The 18,011-nt window shown below is 51.3% G+C and carries 13 protein-coding genes; 10 read left to right on the forward strand and 3 right to left on the reverse strand.

Annotation, left to right across the window (positions count from 1 at the left end; all coding sequences use genetic code 11):
• Window positions 1-120 precede the first annotated feature (120 nt).
• Window positions 121-1,935 (reverse strand): M61 family metallopeptidase, encoded by a 1,815-nt coding sequence (locus tag ACMHXE_RS13940; protein WP_101057576.1) that lies wholly within the window; start codon window positions 1,933-1,935, stop codon window positions 121-123.
• A gap of 128 nt (window positions 1,936-2,063) precedes the next feature.
• On the opposite strand from ACMHXE_RS13940, the gene ACMHXE_RS13945 reads away from it, so the two are divergent.
• From ACMHXE_RS13945 to ACMHXE_RS13975, 7 genes are all read left to right on the forward strand, one after another.
• Window positions 2,064-4,211 (forward strand): tetratricopeptide repeat protein, encoded by a 2,148-nt coding sequence (locus ACMHXE_RS13945; protein ID WP_224867998.1) that lies wholly within the window; start codon window positions 2,064-2,066, stop codon window positions 4,209-4,211.
• A gap of 159 nt (window positions 4,212-4,370) precedes the next feature.
• On the forward strand, window positions 4,371-5,927 hold the full coding sequence (locus tag ACMHXE_RS13950; protein ID WP_413732559.1) for a diguanylate cyclase domain-containing protein: 1,557 nt from the start codon (window positions 4,371-4,373) through the stop codon (window positions 5,925-5,927).
• A gap of 35 nt (window positions 5,928-5,962) precedes the next feature.
• Window positions 5,963-7,318, forward strand: a complete 1,356-nt coding sequence (gene ppnN, locus ACMHXE_RS13955; protein WP_071239253.1) for a nucleotide 5'-monophosphate nucleosidase PpnN — start codon at window positions 5,963-5,965, stop codon at window positions 7,316-7,318.
• Window positions 7,315-8,076 carry a flap endonuclease Xni gene (gene xni, locus ACMHXE_RS13960; RefSeq protein ID WP_101057572.1) on the forward strand — a complete coding sequence of 254 codons (762 nt, stop codon included), beginning with the start codon at window positions 7,315-7,317 and terminating at the stop codon, window positions 8,074-8,076. Before ppnN ends, xni begins: the two co-directional genes overlap by 4 nt.
• Window positions 8,077-8,117: 41 nt before the next feature.
• Window positions 8,118-8,534: a DUF3192 domain-containing protein gene (locus ACMHXE_RS13965; protein ID WP_413732562.1), complete on the forward strand. Its 417-nt coding sequence runs from the start codon at window positions 8,118-8,120 to the stop codon at window positions 8,532-8,534.
• A 202-nt stretch (window positions 8,535-8,736) separates the two neighbouring features.
• Window positions 8,737-8,922: a hypothetical protein gene (locus tag ACMHXE_RS13970; protein WP_413732563.1), complete on the forward strand. Its 186-nt coding sequence runs from the start codon at window positions 8,737-8,739 to the stop codon at window positions 8,920-8,922.
• A gap of 217 nt (window positions 8,923-9,139) precedes the next feature.
• Window positions 9,140-9,559: a DUF3192 domain-containing protein gene (locus tag ACMHXE_RS13975; RefSeq protein ID WP_165564755.1), complete on the forward strand. Its 420-nt coding sequence runs from the start codon at window positions 9,140-9,142 to the stop codon at window positions 9,557-9,559.
• 200 nt (window positions 9,560-9,759) lie between these two features.
• Here the strand turns inward: ACMHXE_RS13975 and ACMHXE_RS13980 are convergent, their stop codons facing one another.
• A complete protein-coding gene (locus ACMHXE_RS13980) occupies window positions 9,760-12,612 on the reverse strand; it encodes a prolyl oligopeptidase family serine peptidase (protein WP_413732565.1) in 2,853 nt (950 codons plus the stop codon).
• A 256-nt stretch (window positions 12,613-12,868) separates the two neighbouring features.
• Here ACMHXE_RS13980 and ACMHXE_RS13985 point away from each other — a divergent pair, with 256 nt between their 5' ends.
• From ACMHXE_RS13985 to ACMHXE_RS13995, 3 genes are all read left to right on the forward strand, one after another.
• The gene (locus ACMHXE_RS13985) at window positions 12,869-13,876 is read left to right on the forward strand and encodes an isocitrate dehydrogenase (protein ID WP_025011991.1); all 1,008 of its coding nucleotides are present in this window, start codon (window positions 12,869-12,871) and stop codon (window positions 13,874-13,876) included.
• Window positions 13,877-15,179: 1,303 nt separating this feature from the next.
• Window positions 15,180-15,656, forward strand: a complete 477-nt coding sequence (locus tag ACMHXE_RS13990; protein ID WP_101055593.1) for a DUF2846 domain-containing protein — start codon at window positions 15,180-15,182, stop codon at window positions 15,654-15,656.
• Window positions 15,657-15,701: 45 nt separating this feature from the next.
• On the forward strand, window positions 15,702-15,971 hold the full coding sequence (locus ACMHXE_RS13995) for a hypothetical protein (RefSeq protein ID WP_071239260.1): 270 nt from the start codon (window positions 15,702-15,704) through the stop codon (window positions 15,969-15,971).
• A 664-nt stretch (window positions 15,972-16,635) separates the two neighbouring features.
• Here the strand turns inward: ACMHXE_RS13995 and ACMHXE_RS14000 are convergent.
• Entirely contained in the window at window positions 16,636-17,889 is a 1,254-nt protein-coding gene (locus ACMHXE_RS14000) for a valine--pyruvate transaminase (protein WP_413732568.1), read from the reverse strand.
• Window positions 17,890-18,011 lie beyond the last annotated feature (122 nt).

Consider the following 18,011-nt stretch of genomic DNA (forward strand, 5'->3'; position numbering starts at 1 on the left):
TCTGCCTCGGCTTCTGTCTGCAAGCTCCCGGGCAGAAGTCCCCTGTGCTGAGATAAAATAACCGCCATAAAAAACGCCGGCGCAAGTGAAGATGCGCCGGCGTTTTCTGGATAATCAGACTCAGGACTTATAGTTACCCTGAGCGTCAAACGGCCAGTCTATGCCAAGCCAGGCCTTGAAGAAGGCTTTCTGGGCGCGGCTGACACTTTCCTTAGGCTTAATTTGCAGCTTGCCGGATTGCTCTGAGGCCAGAGTCACGCGCCGCTCTATGAGCTTATCGTCGTGGAACAGGGTCACTCTCAACTCATCACCCGCCTTAAAGTCAGCCAAACGTTTGCCATAACCTTCGGCGCTGACTTTCAAACCATTGATAGCCAGCAACTGATCGCCGGCGACTATGCCCGCCTGCCAAGCCGGGCCACCACGCTCAACACTTTGCAACACCAAAGAGCCGGAAGTGAGCGTCATACCGGCAAAGGCTTGCTCCTTACTGTCTTTGCCGTAGGCGGTCTTAAGCCCTGCCTGGCTCAGCAGTTTGTCAAAGTCCAGCACCAAGGGGGCATTGACATGGCTTTGCCACCAAGACTCATAGTCCTTGCCGGATAAGTTTTTCAAAATACGTTTCACATCCGTGACATTGTATCCCTTGGGGACCTTGTGTTCACGATAAAGACTCCGGTGCACATCCCGGTAAGACACCTCTTGGGCTGTGTCCTGCAGCAGTGAAAAATCCAGCGCCAGCGAAGTCAGATAACCTTCAGAGTAGATATTCACACTGTGGTTAATGGCGTAATCACCGCCGGTACTGACCCATTGACCGGCGCTGGCTTCGGCCACCGACTGAATTTCCCGCCCCGGCTTATGCTGATTGGCATTGACCCGTTTGGCCAGGTCCTCCATAAACTCTTTCGGCGTCATGATCCCGGCACGCAGCAACAACTGGTTTTGAAAATAGCTGGTAGAGCCTTCCGCCATCCATAAAAGCTCAGTCATATTCTCCTGCTGATAGTCATAAGGCACCAGTCCCTCCGGGCGATAGGCCTTGACGTTCCAGGTATGAATAAACTCATGGGAAGCCGTGCTGATAAAACGCAGATAATCCTGACGCTCACGGAAGTTGAATCTGGGCAGTTGGATAATGGTTGAGTTCAAATGCTCGGTGGCGCCTCGGGCCCCCGAGGTGGCGTGCACCATATAAACATAACGCTCAAAGGGATAGTCATCCCAAATGGCCACCGCCGTAGCGGACAACTTACCGAGGTCTTCCTCTATCTGCTCCAGATCGTAGTTGCCCTCGCCCCAAACCACCAACTCATACTGCTTGCCGTCGGCCTTGAAGGCGCGATGCTGGCTGAGCCCGGTTTCAATCGGCGAGTCGACCAACACATCATAGTTGGCGGCCACAAACGAATGGGGCTTATCACCCGCGGCCATCCCCGAGTAACTGCGCCAATCACTCGGCACATCCAGTGTTACCTTGACTGGCTCCTGACGAAACTCAGGGCTGTACATGAAGACGCCGCTGGCATCCAGAAACGCATGACTGGCATCAATATGCCTGACCCTTTGCCCCAACTCGTTGGCGTAGAGCTGATAGCTGACGGTGACCGCTGTCGGCTTGGATAAAGCCACAGTCCATTCACCGCTGGCGCTGCGCTTCCAAGGCAGGCTATTGCCCTGCTCGTCCGTGGCATGAAAACGTCGAACCCCATCCGCCAGCGGTAATACCTGATACTTGCCGGTACGCCAAAGCGGCAGATTAACCTTGAGCTGTTGCCCGGAATGTTGCGGGAAAGTAACATTAACCTGAGCCAAATGATGTTCGGGACTTTTCAGATTTATCTGATAATCAATGTCAGCCAAAGCTGAAGATGTCCAGCCCAGTGTTGTCAGTAGGGAAGAGTAAGATATGATTGACAAAACAGCGGATTTCACTCGTAATTCCTTCTTATGTCATTGTTGTTATAAAATCGGCCGAGTATAACAATTCGGGGAGTTCACCTCACCCGCTGCTAATAAAAGCTAACAATTAAGTCCCCAAAGAAAGGGACAAAGGCAAATATATGTACTTTTTCAGGGTTATCTTCATCGCATCCATGCTGCTTATAGGCACGACGCAGGCCGATGAACTGGATGATATAGAGATAAATTTCAGAGAGCAGCCCAGGCAACTCCATAGCACTGTGGTCAGTTCAACGCCAAAATCACTGCGATATCTTTCTCTTAAAGAGTTTCAGGCCAGCGCATCTGAATTGGGCTACACATCGGGACAATTGATAAACCAGCTTATCCTGTTGGCACGGCTGGATCTGGATGCTCAAGTGCTGGTTCCCGGCCGGCTGGAACAGGCACTGGAAATCATTGAACTATTAAAGATAATTGCCCGCAGCGACTATGAAAAAGCTGCTCTCTATAACTTGGAAGGTCGTTATCTTGGTCGGGTTGATCAACAATATCAACAAACTGTTGCCCTCAACCAACAAGCACTCGAACAATTGGGCGAAGCAGAAGATAAACGCAGTCAACTGCTCAGGTATGTCATCTATGAAGATCTGGGTACAGTCAACCTGATAGCCAAACAACCTATTCCCTCTCTGAACGCCTACAACCTGCTCAGAGATACCGCCTACCAACTACGAAATGATTACCTGATAGCCAATGCCGAGGCGGCGTTGGGCAAATACTATAATGTGAACGATCAGCAGACCAAATCGCTGCAGCACTACACCGAGGCCTTCCGCTTGGCCAGCCGTTATAACCACCCCAATCAAAAGGCACTGCTGCAGTTGAATCTGGCCAAGCTCTATCGGGATATGGAGCAGTGGGACGAAGCGCTGGAGTTTGCCCACGGAGCAGCCGATGCTTACAAATCCATGGGTTCAGGCTCGTTTCTCTCCCATACCATGACAGTTATTGCCATGGTATATGCCAACACAGGCGAGTGGAATAAAGCAATAGACTACTACCTCAATGCCCAGCAGCTTGATGCCGAGCTGAAAAACTTTATCGCCCAAGGGTTAAACTTCCACAACCTTGGGGAAGCTTACTTCAATTTGAACGACCATCAGGTCGCCCTCGATTACCTGTTTCAGGCCAACGCAATATTCAAAGACAGGAAGAGCAATCATTACCTGGTTTATAATGAGATGTTGATAGCTGAGGTGAGCCAGGCCATGGAGGATTGGCCTTTAACCATGCAACACGCCACAGAAGCACTGCGACTGGCCAAGTTATTGGAATTGCCACAAGAGCAGATCGAAGCCCTTGGTTATCAAACTCATGCTTACAAGGCCCAGGGACAATATCAACAGGCGCTGCTCTCTCAGGAGCAGAGCACCCAACTACAACAAGAGCTGCTGGAACAAGAACGCAATACCAACTCGAATGTCAGCTCCTCTGCTGTCACAGAACAAAAGTTGAAGTTGGAAGTGAGTCAACTCAGGCAGGAAAAGCTGCAACAACAAGATTCACTGCATACCCGTAATATTTTACTGGCGATAACCCTGGGGCTCAGCTTGCTGTTACTGGCACTGGCGACGCAGCAATATAAATTGCGTAAACGTATGGCAAAAATCAATCTGGCCCAGAAAACGAAAATGCAGCAGGAACCCATAACTAGCCTGCCGGGCTATCGCGCCCTACTTGGCAGTGTTTCAAGCAAAACCAAGGGGCTGGCGCTACTGTCTTTGGAGGATGAGCTCAACAGCGACCTCACCTTGGGCAACAGCCTGGCGGCGCCAAGACTCGCGCAACTGGCTGAAGATATTGCCGCTATCACAGGTGCCAAGGTATTTCTGCTCAGACCCGGCCTATTTGCCCTGACTCTTACCGAAGAAACCAGACCGGCACAGCTTTACCGTCAACTTAGCGACTGGCAATTCCAGGGGCTGGCCCCCAAATTGGCCCTGGGGTATATTCCGCTGCCATTATTGGCTAACCCGGATGTTAAATTGTCACCTGAAACCCTGGTTGAAACTGCACAGCTAGCCCTTGCCGGTGCCATCAGTTTGCAGAATAACCAAGGTAGCTATGTCGGTTTCAGTACTCTGGACTTCACGCCAGCCGCCATCTTCTCAGCTCCGCTCTATCTGCAACTGCAAAAGAGCATTATCCGTGGCCTGATAAGAGTAGAAACCAATGGTGAGAAAGATAAGATCCACTGGCCGGAGGTACTCCAACCGTCCAGAAGCGAACATGTGTCAATAATTTGATCTAAACGACAAAACTTTGTCTCAACAACTAGATGGCAGATTTGCACTCCGGCCGGATTGCGATACCATTTAGAAGTGTCTGGAACCGGCGTCATAAGAAATCAAGCCTCTCATGACCCGACGATTGATTCGATCGCGCATCGAAGGAAAATAACAGGAATGAAGGACTCAAACGCAACGGTGTCGCAACTGGGTGTACTGAAACAGAAATTGCACTCTACCAAAGCCGCGTTGGATGAAATGAATGAAGACAGAAATGCCAAACTGCAGGCGTTACTGCAATTTATTGGTCATCTCAGTCTGGCCTGTAAGGGACAAAGTCTGGAGCTTGACAACAAACTGGCCAAGCTTAGGCATAACCTGGGAACCTATGAACGTATTGATGATGTCCTGCCGGATCTGGTCGATGTCGAACGTCTACTCAAGGGACAGTACCATCATGTGATGGGCCAACTCGAAGAGGGCCGCTCCAGCCTGAGCAAATTCAGCCGCCAATTGCAACGAGTCGACTCCATGCCCGAACGCCTCAAGAAAGAGGTCAGCTATTTCAAGCAGGAGCTGGGCAAACCTTTTCATACCGTCTGGGACTATATTCCCAAGGTCGAGCAACTGGTGGGCTTTTATGAACAGCTGCTCGAAAGCCAATTTAAATCTGAATCTCCCATTGCTATCTTGCCTAAACACAGGCAGCTTGGCCATGAACTGGCGCAGATGATATCCAATATAGAGTTTCGCAAAGATCAGCGTGATCAGGTATTGGTGATCAAAGAGCTGTTGGCCTCGACCGAGATAGATGTCGAGGCTCTGCTGGAAGCCTATCAAACCATACTCTCGCTGCTGCTGGACAACATTGCCCGCGAAAAAACCGCCTCGCAGGAGTTTCTGTTTGCCCTCAACGATGCCCTGAGTGCCGTACGGGAAGTGGTCAGCGATTCATACAATCAGTCCCAGCGCAGCCATCAGCTCAAGAGCCAATTGAATCGCGAGCTCAACGCCCAGGTAGACAATGTTGGTGCGTCACTGGTGGATATTGACGACATCACCGAACTAAAACAGCAGATCAGCGAACAACTGGCCACCATTCGTGCCAGCCTTGCCCGTAAAGAAGCGCTGGAGCAGAGAGAGCAAGCCTTGCTGCGTAAGTCGATAGAGACTATGCGCAAAGAACTGAATGATCTCTCAAGCGAAGCCACCACCTATAAAGAAAGGCTGTTTGAACAGCAAAAGCTCAATATGCTCGATACCCTCACCCAGCTGCCCAACCGCGCGGCCATGGAGGAGCGGATGGAGCAGGAATACCGCCACTTCCAGCGCAATAAACAACCCCTGTGGCTGGCGGTAGCCGACATAGATCACTTCAAATCCATCAACGACAGCTTTGGTCATACCACAGGTGACAAGACACTGCAGGTTATCGCCATGGCATTGAAGAACTCCCTGCGTGACACAGAATTTGTCGCCCGCTACGGCGGGGAAGAGTTTGTTCTCATCATTCCGGATGTTTCCCCCAAGGATATAGAACAACTATTGAACAGGGTGCGCGAAAAAATTAAAAATATTCCTTTTAAATTTAAAAATCAGCGTATTACAGTTACAGTATCCATAGGGGCCGCGCAGATATTGGATGGCGAACACATCCAGGAAACCTTCGAACGTGCCGATGCGGCCCTCTACAAAGCCAAACATGAAAGCCGTGACAGAGTCATTATAGATTGACAGCAATGACTCCGGTTTCAGCTCAAGGAGTCGTCATGATAGTCAGGATCAGTCCCCGCGGCAGTATGGACCAACTGTCGCAACTGGAGGCAGACCGCCTCAAACAAAGTGCCAAGAGTGACCTTTACCAACTCTACCGCAACTGCTCTTTAGCCGTTTTGGCCTCGGGGCAGCAGACTGATAATGCCAAAGAACTGTTTGAACAATTCCAGGACTTTGAAATCAATGTGCTGCGCCGGGAGCGTGGTATCAAATTGGAGCTGGTCAACCCGCCGGCCAGTGCCTTTGTCGATGAGCAGATCATAGTCGGCATTCAGGAGCACCTGTTTGCCGTGCTCAGGGACATCATCTATGTCAGCAACAAATACGATGGTCTAAAACACATCAACCTCACCAATGCCAGCCACATCACCAACGTGGTGTTCGACATTCTGAGAAACGCCAGAGCCATTACCCCGATGCAGGATCCCAATGTAGTGGTCTGCTGGGGCGGCCACTCGATAAACGATACCGAATACAAATACACCAAAGAGGTGGGCTACCAGTTGGGGCTGAGAATGCTGGATATCTGTACCGGCTGCGGCCCGGGTGCCATGAAGGGACCAATGAAGGGCGCCGCAATCGGCCACGCCAAGCAGCGTATTCATAACGCCCGTTACATAGGCCTGACCGAGCCGAGCATTATCGCCGCCGAGCCGCCCAACCAGATAGTCAATGAACTGGTGATTCTGCCGGATATTGAAAAACGCCTGGAGGCCTTTGTGCGCCTGGGGCACGGCATAGTTATCTTCCCAGGCGGCGCCGGCACCGCCGAAGAGCTGCTCTACCTACTTGGTATTTTGCTCAACCGCGAAAATGCCGATATTCCTTTCCCGCTGGTGCTATCCGGCCCCAGAGAAAGCGAAGCCTACTTCCGCGAAATCGATGCCTTTATCGGCGCGACGCTGGGCGAGCAGGCGCAGCAGAAATACCAAATTATCATAGACGACGCGCCCCAGGTGGCGCGTATCATGCGTGCCGGGATGGAAGAGGTTAAACGTCACCGCAAGCAAACCGGTGATGCCTACCAATACCAATGGAGCCTCAAAATAGAGCCGGAATTCCAGTTGCCCTTTGTACCCACCCATGAAGTGATGGAAAACCTCAACCTGCACTTCCAGAGCAACAAGGCTGAGCTGGCGGCCAACTTACGCAAGGCGTTTTCCGGCATAGTCGCGGGCAACGTCAAGGCGGAAACCATGAAAAACATCGAGCGTCATGGTCCATTCAAGCTCAAGGGCGATCCCGAGCTGATGGCCTTGATGGATAAACTATTGGGCGCCTTTGTCAGCCAACAAAGAATGAAGTTACCTGGCACCGCCTATGTGCCCTGCTATCAAATAATGAAATGAACCGACTGCTGATTATTGATGGTATGAATCTGGTGCGCCGCCTGCATGCGGCGCAGCCGGATGAAGCCGACATGCAAGGGCTGACCGAGCGCAGCCGCAATGCCTGCCAGAAGCTTATTCGCCAGCACAGCCCTACCCATGTGGCCATTGTCTGGGACGGCGATGAAGAGTCCTGGCGAAAACGCCTGTATCCGGATTACAAAAAAGGCCGCAAACCTATGCCCCAGGCCTTGGCCGATGGCCTACCGGCGCTGAAACAAGCTCTGACCGAAGCTGGGATAGGCTCCATCAATGCGCTATCGGAAGCCGATGATGTTATCGCCACCTTGGCCAGCAAATTGTGCTTGCGCGGTGGTGAAGCGATTATCGTCTCTACCGACAAGGGCTTTTGCCAATTGAGGTTACCGCGTTTACTGCTATGGGATCACTTCAATGGCGCCGCCATGGATATTGCCGCACTGGAGCAGAAACTCGGCATAGAGCAGAGCCAGTTGCTGGACTTTATGGCCCTCAGCGGCGATAGCGGTAACAAGATCCCCGGCATCCAGGGAATAGGTCCCAAGACGGCCGGTGAACTGCTCAGAAGCTTTCGCACCCTGGCCAATGTCTACAATGCACTCGATACTCTGGGCGCAAAGCAAGCCAAAAAGCTAACCGAAGGCAAGGAGATGGCGCGCCTCAGCTATCGATTGGCAAAACTGCGCACAGATCTCGAACTCAATATTCGCTTAAGCCAGTATAGAGTCAAAGAAAGCTAAGGCTCCAAGAGCTCAACTTAAGCAAAAAATGGAAAACCAGCATGAAAGGTAAGGCCCCTGTGATTATCGGCAGCATCTTTGTCGCCTATCTGCTCTTTGTTGCCGTGGTCATCCTCTTCTATGAGCCCAAGCCAGAAGAGATGAGCTGGGAAGACAGGCAAGCCTATAACCTGTCCAAGGTCACTGAATTACAACTGGGGCAGACACTGGAACAAACTATTGAAACCCTGGGCAGCGCTGATTTCAGCGAAGCCGTGCAAACCCATGGTCAGTCGTTGCAAGTGCTCTTCTACCGCACCCAGCATGTCAAATCAGACGGCAAGACCACCAAAGACGAGTGCACCCCACTCTTGTTTAAAGATGGCCGACTCCAGGCCTGGGGGGAAGACACTTACCAGCAATATCTGCAGCAACATATACAGCCCCTGCAGACCAACCCCAAACAGACACAGAAATAGCGAACCGAGCTCAAATATCGGCTTGAGTGCAAACGCTCTTAAGCGCCCAAACCTATGGCGCAGCCTTACTGGCTGTTCGTTATTTAAAAACTCTCTTCCAACTGAGATGCTGCATTCCCGGCAAAACAGTTTAATGGAGTAAACAAATATGAATGACTAGCTGATTTTCCACCGCCGCCAATTTTATCTGGAACTGAACTGGTTGATAAAAGCCAACACGCTCCAACGCCCGGTAGAATTGGGGCTGGATCTGGTGGTGGATTTTGCCCAGCGCACTCGCCTATTCTTCGCTGAACCTTTCGTCAACATACTCTCCTCGATGGGGCCTTTCGGGGTTGAGCGTATTGAAAATCCTACAAGCCGGATGAAGATCTGTATGCCGAGATAGCCATAGGTACAAGAGACGAACTGGATAGCCTTGATGAAGTGCTCTATGCCTATTTTCAATCTAAAGAATCAATCTAAAGAAGACACCCACAAACAAAACATATTACAAACGCACTGTTTACATTGATGCTGTCGCGAGTATCTTATACCACTCAATACAGAGTGAGCTGTCTTGCTCTTGAGTAAACCCAGGTTGAGCAATAAAACGGAATAACAACATGAAAAGTAAGGCACCTGTAGTTATCGGCAGCATCTTTCTCGCCTACCTGGCCTTTGTTGCCGTGGTCATTCTCTTCTACGAACCCAAGCCGGAAGACATGAGCTGGGAAGACAGGCAAGCCTATAACCAGTCTATGATTTCAGAGCTGCAACTGGGGCAAACACTGGCAGACGTCACCCAAACCCTGGGCAGAGCCGACTTCAGCGAAGCCAAGCAAACAGAGGGGCGCTCGCTGCAGGTGCTCTTCTATCGCACCCATCACAGTAAATCAGACGGCAAGACCACCAAAGATGAATGCACCCCACTGCTATTCGAAGATGGTCAACTGCTGGCCTGGGGCGAAGACACTTACCAGCAATATCTGCAGCAACATTCGCCGCAGCAAGTGCTATCCAAGGTCCCAGCTCAACCCGAATAACAACAGAAAACTCGCAGTTTAAGGAACGGACAACCAATGAAAATCTATGGGGATGTCTCAGAACGCTCAAACAAGACTGAGATCTTTTCCAGAGCCGACTGAAGAATCCCCCCTCCACATCACCTGCCCCTACCCTATAAACAGAAAAAAGAGGCGACCAATTGGGCCGCCTCTGTGAGTTATTTGGGCAGAAAGGGAGCTCAGTCTTCCGCCTTGGGCTCGCGATAAGCTTCGCCCTTTTCAAGCCACTCGGGGGCCTTGGCACCCTTGAGGTAATGATCAAACCAGTCTTTCATCCGCACACTGTAATCCAGCTTGTTGGGATACTTCTTCAAATGGTGCGGCTCGTCCTGATACTGCAGCAAGACCACATCTTTTCCGGCGCGGCGCATTGCCAGGTACAGTTCAACCCCTTGCTCCCAAGGCACGGCATCGTCTTTGTCACCGAACATGATCATCATCGGCGTTTGAATACGGTCGACATAGAACACAGGGGAGTTTTCTATGTATTTCTGCGGCGCGCGCATCAGACTTTCACCGATACGGCTCTGGCCGGTTTCATACTGGAACTGACGGGCAAGGCCGGTGCCGTGACGTATGCCGCTGTAGGCACTGGTCATATTGCTGACCGGCGCACCGCTGACTGCGGCCTTGAAGATATTGGTCTGGGTCACGGCAAAGGCAGTCTGGTAACCGCCCCAGGAGTGGCCCTGAATACCCACTGCATCCGGATCGGCAATCCCCATGTCGATAAGCTTCTGCACTCCGGCGGTCAACGCCTTGACCGAACTGATACCGGGATAGCCGACTTCAAAGCGGATATCCGGCAGGAAGATGGCGTAATCATCGGCGGCATACCAGGCAAAGTTGGGCCTGTGATTGATTTCCATGTCCGGGAAGGCGTGCAGGCGATCGCTCATAAAGCGGTAGAAATACACCAACACAGGATAACGCTTGCCACTTTGATAGTTGGCAGGCTTGATTAACACGCCGTCCATTTCACGGCCATCACCGTCGCGCCAGTGTACCAGCTCTGACTTGCCCCAGGGCAGTTTGCGGCGCTGGGCATCAAAGTCGGTTTGTTTGACCGCCTTGGCCGGCTCAAGCAACGCCGCGCTGTAAAGATCCGGATAGCTGTCGTAACGCTCCTGACTGAACAGCAAGGTATCACCCTTGTCGGCTCTGGCCAGCACAGACAGCTTGTTGTCTTTGGCAAGCAGCGGCGTCAGTTGAGCCCGGCCGATAACCGCACGGTAAAAACCGTCGGCCTTGGTCTTATGGCTATAACCCTGCAGCAACACAGCCTGATTGCGCGCCACTGTGGCCGGATAAGCCTTGTCTGGCTGAGCCAGAGCTTCGATACGCAGACTTAACTGCTGCTTGCGGCCCTCGCCGCCTGTCAGCATAAAGCCGTCGTGGGAGCGGGTATCAAATTGCCAGATATCGTATTTATCATACACCAGCAGGCCTGAGTCATCCTCGAGCCAGGGGCCGAAGCCATAGCCGGGCGCCGCAGAGGGATAATCATGATCTTCGTCGGCGAAGCTGACCTTGAGCTTGCTGCTGAGGTTATGTTTGCGACCGTTGGCCACATCATAGAGATAGATGCCGCCCTGCTGATAAAAGGCCAGATATTTACCTGCCGGTGACAGGGTTGGCGCGCTGCCGCTGGGCTGTTGGGTCAATACCCGGGTCTTGTGACCTGTATTGATATCCACCAGGTAAAAATCCCGGTAGAAACCGGCCCAGGTGATCATCTTGCGATAGGGAATATCCGAACTCCCCAGCAGCACCCGCTTGTGTTCGCTCAGCTCAATGTCCGGCACCTTGCGGTCGGCCAGTTGCACCAGGTTGCGCGAACCAAGGTGCAGCACAGCCAGATAAGCGCGGCTCTGCTCTTTTTCATACTGTTTGACTTCGTTGGGCTTGATCAGCGGATCATCCCCGTGCCACAGACGCAAATCCCGCTGGGCACTGACCAGCTCGGTGTCGTACAGGTCGCTGCTCTGCTCCACCTTGGGAATTTGCAGCTGCTTGCTTATCTCGGGCACCCGGCCGAAGAACAGCCGCTCACCGTCGGCCGAAAAGCTCAGCTTGGCATGGCGATTAATGAGCCAGCCCTTGCTGTCGCCCTTGCTAGGCAATATCTGGCTCAGTTTACCCGACTTTCTGTCGTAGAGAGACAAGGCATAGGGGCGCTCATTCGCATCCAGCGCCGCATCTCCTCGGGTATAGGCAAGATAGCGGCCGTCACGGCTCAGCGCCAGGGCACCAAACTGCTTGTCGGCTTGGCTGCTGACCGATTTGAGTTCGAAGCTGCGGGTATCAAGCACAGTGATGCTGTGGCTATTACTTGCACTGTCGTTTTGCGCCAGTGCCAGCACGTTGCCGTTATAAGCCAGTTGCCAGGCGGTCACATGCTCGAAACGCTGTGACTTGCCGCTTGCCAGCGACAACAGCTCGAAACTGCTGCCGGCATCCAGTTTCGGCGTTTTGGCTGCTGGAGCCTCAGAGGCGGATACTTGATTGGCTGCTTGGGCTGAGGCCTCTTTGGCATCAATGCCGTTTGCCTCTGCGCTCTCTTTGCTTTCTTCATCGGCTTCATACCAGATAGCCAGCAAAGTACCATCTTCGCTGAAGGCATAAGACTTGACCCGCTCAAAGCGGCGCTGCTCACCTGTGGTGTTATCCAGCAGCAACAGGCCTTTTTTCAGCTTCTTGCGCGCCTTGGGAGCAAGCTTTTCCGATTCGAGCAGCGAAGGCGCCAGAGTAAAGGCGGTGTAACGGCCATCGGCTGACAGCTGCGGCTTGGAGCCGCCGGCAACATCATAAGCCTTGGTATTGGCCAGTGACTTAACCACACCACGGCTGTCGCCGCGATCCGGCGCGACACTGTAGGCCAGCACCTTGCCTTGTGGGTCGAGAACCTGATCGGTAATCGACTCAAACTGCATTATATCCTTGAGGGTCAGTGAGGGGCTGCTCTGGGCACTGACAGTGGTCGCGAAACCGGCTGACAGCAACAGCAGCGAGGCTAAGGGCGTTAACTTCAAGATCGTCCTCTTTTTCATTGTTGTTAGACTAAAGTAGACTTTATTATTTTATTGGCGTTCCATCATGGTCAGGCACCCGCTTTTTAGCAAGCTAACCCACACAAAAAAGCGTGATATTGCTCACTATTCCCTGTGAAAACGCGTTGAAAGTGTATAGAATAGCGGCGTTCTAAAGTACAAGATCCTCAGTCGAAAACCGTGTCGATGACATGGTCTGATAAATAGCAGTAACGACCAACCGTGGAAGGACCTCTCCATGTCAAAAAGAACTATTACCGTGATCCCTGGTGATGGGATCGGCCCCAGCATTATCGACTCAGCCCTTAAAATTCTCGATAAGGCGGGGTGCGACTTTGAATATGAATTTGCCGATGCCGGTCTGACTGCTCTGGAAAAACACGGTGAGCTCCTGCCTCAGCGCACGCTGGATCTCATCGAGAAGAACCGTATCACTCTCAAAGGCCCACTGACAACCCCTGTTGGCGAAGGCTTCACCTCTATCAACGTGACCCTGCGTAAGAAGTTCAGCCTGTACGCCAACGTGCGGCCTGTGCTTTCCTTCAAGGGCACCCAAGCCAGATATGAGAACATAGACATCATTACAGTGCGTGAAAACACTGAAGGTATGTACTCAGGCCTGGGACAAAAGCTGTCTGAAGACGGTGCCATTGCCGAAGCCACCAGTATCATTACCCGTCAGGGTGCCGAGCAGATTGCTACCTTCGCCTATGAACTGGCTCGCAAGGAAGGTCGCAAGAAGGTGACCATAGTCCACAAGGCCAACATCATGAAGTCAACTTCAGGCCTGTTCCTGAAAGTGGCCCGTGAAGTCAGCCAGCGTTATCCGGACATTACTACCGAAGAGATGATTGTTGACGCCACTTGTATGAAGCTGGTGATGAACCCGGAAAACTTCGACGTGATAGTCACCACCAACCTATTCGGTGACATTCTGTCTGATCTCTGTGCCGGTCTGGTGGGTGGTCTGGGTATGGCCCCGGGCGCCAACATCGGCAGCAACGCCGCTATCTTTGAAGCGGTTCATGGCAGTGCCCCGGATATTGCCGGCAAAAACCTGGCGAACCCAACTTCAGTGATCCTGGCATCTATCCAGATGCTGGAATACTTGGGTATGTCAGATAAAGCCGCCGCCATTCGCGCTGCAGTTTCTGCGGTTATCGAAGAAGGCGACCGCACTACCCGCGATCTCGGTGGTACCCATGGCACCACTGACTTCACCCAAGCGGTACTGGATAGACTCTGATCTAATATCAACTCAGTAAGTTGCTAAAAAGGATGACCTTGGGTCATCCTTTTTTATGCCTGTATTGGCAGGCAATGGGAAACATCCGTCGCCAGAGGCCCAACTAATGTTTTTGGCTATTTTGAGCTGAAAGCTATGTGCCGCTGTGCCAGCGGGTTAAAGTCGTGGAGCTTCGCCCCACTTTCAAGCACAGGCGGAACTGTGACCGTCGAAAACAGGGACGTATTCACGCCGTGTCACAGGATCGCCTGTGCGAAAGGCGCACCGCAGGTGATGGACTACATCGTGGCCGGAAGCTCGCCAATACTAACTTAGGAACTTTTAGCTGGAAGCTATATTAGCCGCTGTGCCAGCGGCCCAAAGTCGTGGAGCTTCGCCCCACACCCGAGGAAAGGGGGCTGTATCGACTCACCCCCTTTCCAAACCCCCAGCGACCCGCGACGCAGCGGAAAACCCCTTGTGCTTATGATGCCAATTCGCTATCGCGCCAGACGCTCATCCCTGATTCGACTGGCGCTGCTTCGGCATCCATGCCTCGCTACGCGATTGTCATCAACGCCCTGCGGCCGCTTCGAGCGGGAGTTGGTGCAATTCTGTGAGAATGGAGTAGCTTGAAATATCTGAAGTGCTTGCAGACATACACCTAATTTTCAGGCTCTGGCTCTAGTTCTGGTGGGACTGTGACCGTCAAAAACAGGGAAGAATGCAAACACTCAGTCAATTCTGCTTCAAAAACAAACCAAATCAGGGTGTTGTTGCCTTTGTCAAAACTTGACCTTTGGCTAATTGTTTTCAAATTCAGTACTGGGTATTGTATAACCAATTCAAACGCTTAGCTTTAGCACTTTCTTAAGCTTAAGGCCAGAAGCAGCAGCACTTTTCCGTTTTCAACGGAATGCAGGGACGAACAAAGTTTGGACCCGTGCGGTAGCCATGGCTTTACTCGACGTTTTTTGTTGAGCCTGGGTTGTACGGCTTGAAGCGTTCATAGTAGCACCTCAGAGCTGATTTTTTATACAGAATTATTGACGTTCTGGATAAAAAGCCGGGCATTTGCAGCTAAGTTTGCGCGTTATTTCCGTAACATTTCAGGAAATATCATTAAATTCATAAAGTTAAAAAATACAGCTGGTAGATAATAGGTTTGGAAACCGCGCATGCGCGTTTAGCTGCAAGGGATATTAGGACTAAATTGTATTATATCCAGCGAATACAAACAGATAGCGATGCGCGTTTACACTCATCCGAGGACTAAAACGCGCATGCGCACTATACAGCTGTTAGCTGTACTAAAGGAAAAACTATGAGAAAAATCTTACCAATTATAATGTTAGCTGTCTTGTCTGGTTGTGCCTCTATACCAAAAGATGCGCCGCCTTATAGACCTGCACCTATAGCTAATGATAACAGTGGTACCTTGTACATTTATCGTGTGGGCGCGTATCCAATTTTAAGAACACCAAGTATATTAGTTGACAGCAATAAGATCATCGATCCACCAGAAAAAGCATATACATGGATTTATCTATCACCAGGCAACCATAACGTGACCGTTGACTGGGCATGGGATGCTGGGTGGCCTGATTTAAGTTTTGAAATTCCTATTGAAGCAGGAAAAGAACACTTTTTAAAAATTACTGGTAGTTTCGAAAATTTAGGTCTTAAGTATCGTGCGGGTTCTGAGGCACTATATATGGAAAAATCAATAGCTGAGAAAGAGTTAAAAGAATGTTGTAGATATATCACCCCAGCTAACAAGCAAAGTCAGCTGGACCGCTAATGCGGCCACTGCTTTGAGCGTTAATAGCCCAAAGAGGGAATATCTGTGCCAAAGAAAGTTCTAGAAACGAATATTGGTAATACACACATCAAGTTTGAAAACACTTGGTTTAGTGGAGCAAAGCTATTTGTAGATGGTGAAATAGTAGTAAAGGATAATTCATTTTTTGCTCTGGACAAGAACTCGCCATTAGTAGCAAAAAAGATTGTAGTAGAAGGTGTAGAGCACCTTGTAGAAGTCTTTGCTTATGCCATCTTTACCGTGAAACTGAAGTTGCATGTAAATGGACAGTATGTTGCTGGAGACAAGTTCTAGCAATTAACAAAAACATGTAGTGCCGCCCCGCAAATCCATCGCTTCGCTCAAGCGTGCCTCAGTCAAGGAGCGCGAATGTGACCGCTTAACGCCCTCGAGGGTTGCTCGCACCGCTGCTGCCGACATAGGCACCAATTCCCTCCTAAGGGGGAATTGGTGCCCTGAGTAACTTGAAATATTTGAGAGATCTGCAGATATAAGCCTAATTCCAGGCACAGGCGGAACTGTGACCTTCCGAGCCAAGGATGGCGAGGCAGAGATTACAGGGATGTACTCGCAGCGAGTCACAGGATCGCCTGTGCATAAGCCTGCGGCAGGCAATGAGAAACAGCCATAACCGACAGCCCAACCTATGTTATTTGGCTATTCTCGAGCTAAAAGCTATGTTAGCCGCTGTGCCAGCGCCCTAAAGTCGTGAAGCAAGTACATCCATTCACAACGGCCTGTTCGCCATCCCTGACTCTTGGCGACAGCGCAGGGGAATTGGTGTCATTCTGTAATGGTGGATTTGGTTTAAACTTCTGACGTACCAACATACATACGCCTGTGCGAAGCACGCCGCAGGAGATAGACTCCTCTGAGGCTGAAGCGAAATATGATCCATGTGCTACAGCAGAGTTGCTTAAAACTCACAGCAAGCAACTCTGCGATAATAACCTTGGTTTCAACCAAGCTGCGCCCAAGCCTTATTGACTTCTTCGGCGATGATTTCAATGCCGCGGCGCATCAACTCGGGTTGTTGTACATAGTTCATCCGAATACACTCGCCGGCGTGTGGCCACTCTTCGGCCAGTCCGAAGAAGAAATACTCCCCGGGCACCACCAACACGCCTCGGGCTTTCAGGCGTTGATAGAGTTCCATGGCACTGATGGGCAGGCCCTCAAACCAGAGCCAGAGGAAAATCGCGCCCTCGGGTTTATGAATTCTGAACCTGGGGTCCGGCAGAGCCTGTTGCAACATGGCTACGGTTTGCTGCGCCCGCTGCAGATAGAAAGGCCGCACCACTTCATTACCGAGCCGCAGCATATCACCACGGGCTATCATCTCTGTCGCCATCGCCGGGCCCATGCTGCCCGGTGCCAGTGAGATAATACCGTTGATATTGGTCAGCGCCTGGGTGATGGCTTCGTTGGCTATCACTATGCCGCAGCGCAGCCCCGGCAGCCCCAGCTTGGAGAGACTCATGCACAGCACAGTGTTGTCGTTCCAGAAAGGAGTCACATCCTCAAACAGAATATTGGGGAAAGGTGAGCCATAGGCGCAGTCGAGGATCAGCGGGATCCCATGCGCTCTTGCGAGCTTATCCAGCTTATCAACCTCTTCATCGGTCAGCACATTGCCTGTGGGATTAGTCGGCCGCGAAACACAAATGGCACCGATATCGGCTTCGACTTTAAGCCTTTCAAAGTCGATATGATATTTGAACAAACCGCCATCCAGCTTGGTGATTTCCGGCTTGAAGGTACGAAACAGTTCATCTTCCAGACCGGCATCACTGTAGCCGATATACTCAGGGGCCAGCGGCAGTAAGATCTTGCGTTTTTGCCCCTCGGCAGTGGTACCGGCAAACAGGTTGAACAGCGCGAAAAACGAGCTCTGGCTGCCGTTGGTGAGACTGATATTGTTTTTGGTCAGCGACCAACCGTAGGTATCGTTAAGCAGCTTGGCCAAAGCGCTGAGAAAGGCATCTTTTCCCTGCGGGCCATCATAGTTGGTCATGGCCGCGAGCAACTCGCCCTTGGCCAACATATCGGCACTGAGCTCGGTAAAATAGTCCAGCATGGAGGGAATGGCCGCCGGGTTACCGCCCCCCAGCATAATCGCCCCCGGAGTGCGTAGCCCTTCGTTGAGATCATCCATCAACTGGGTGATACCTGTATAACGGTTAAACTTGTCGCCAAACTTGGAAAACTGCATTACTTCTATCCGCAGACTCATATCAAGAAACAGAACTTATTTAGTAACAGGAACCGCGGCAGATTACACCTTAAAAGTTTTTTAGTTGCGTGATACAACTCAATATTTACCAAGCTTAAATG

The sequence above is a fragment of the Shewanella sp. BJSY2023SW007 genome (genome assembly GCF_047314525.1).
GTDB classification, from domain to species: domain Bacteria; phylum Pseudomonadota; class Gammaproteobacteria; order Enterobacterales; family Shewanellaceae; genus Shewanella; species Shewanella chilikensis.

Coding starts and splice junctions, on each gene's coding strand:
- ACMHXE_RS13985 (WP_025011991.1), top strand. CDS start 12,869: ATGTCAAAAAGAACTATTACCGTGATCCCTGGTGATGGGATCGGCCCC.
- ACMHXE_RS14000 (WP_413732568.1), bottom strand. CDS start 17,889: ATGCAGTTTTCCAAGTTTGGCGACAAGTTTAACCGTTATACAGGTATC.
- ACMHXE_RS13965 (WP_413732562.1), top strand. CDS start 8,118: ATGAAAGGTAAGGCCCCTGTGATTATCGGCAGCATCTTTGTCGCCTAT.
- ACMHXE_RS13945 (WP_224867998.1), top strand. CDS start 2,064: ATGTACTTTTTCAGGGTTATCTTCATCGCATCCATGCTGCTTATAGGC.
- ACMHXE_RS13975 (WP_165564755.1), top strand. CDS start 9,140: ATGAAAAGTAAGGCACCTGTAGTTATCGGCAGCATCTTTCTCGCCTAC.
- ppnN (WP_071239253.1), top strand. CDS start 5,963: ATGATAGTCAGGATCAGTCCCCGCGGCAGTATGGACCAACTGTCGCAA.
- xni (WP_101057572.1), top strand. CDS start 7,315: ATGAACCGACTGCTGATTATTGATGGTATGAATCTGGTGCGCCGCCTG.
- ACMHXE_RS13950 (WP_413732559.1), top strand. CDS start 4,371: ATGAAGGACTCAAACGCAACGGTGTCGCAACTGGGTGTACTGAAACAG.
- ACMHXE_RS13990 (WP_101055593.1), top strand. CDS start 15,180: ATGAGAAAAATCTTACCAATTATAATGTTAGCTGTCTTGTCTGGTTGT.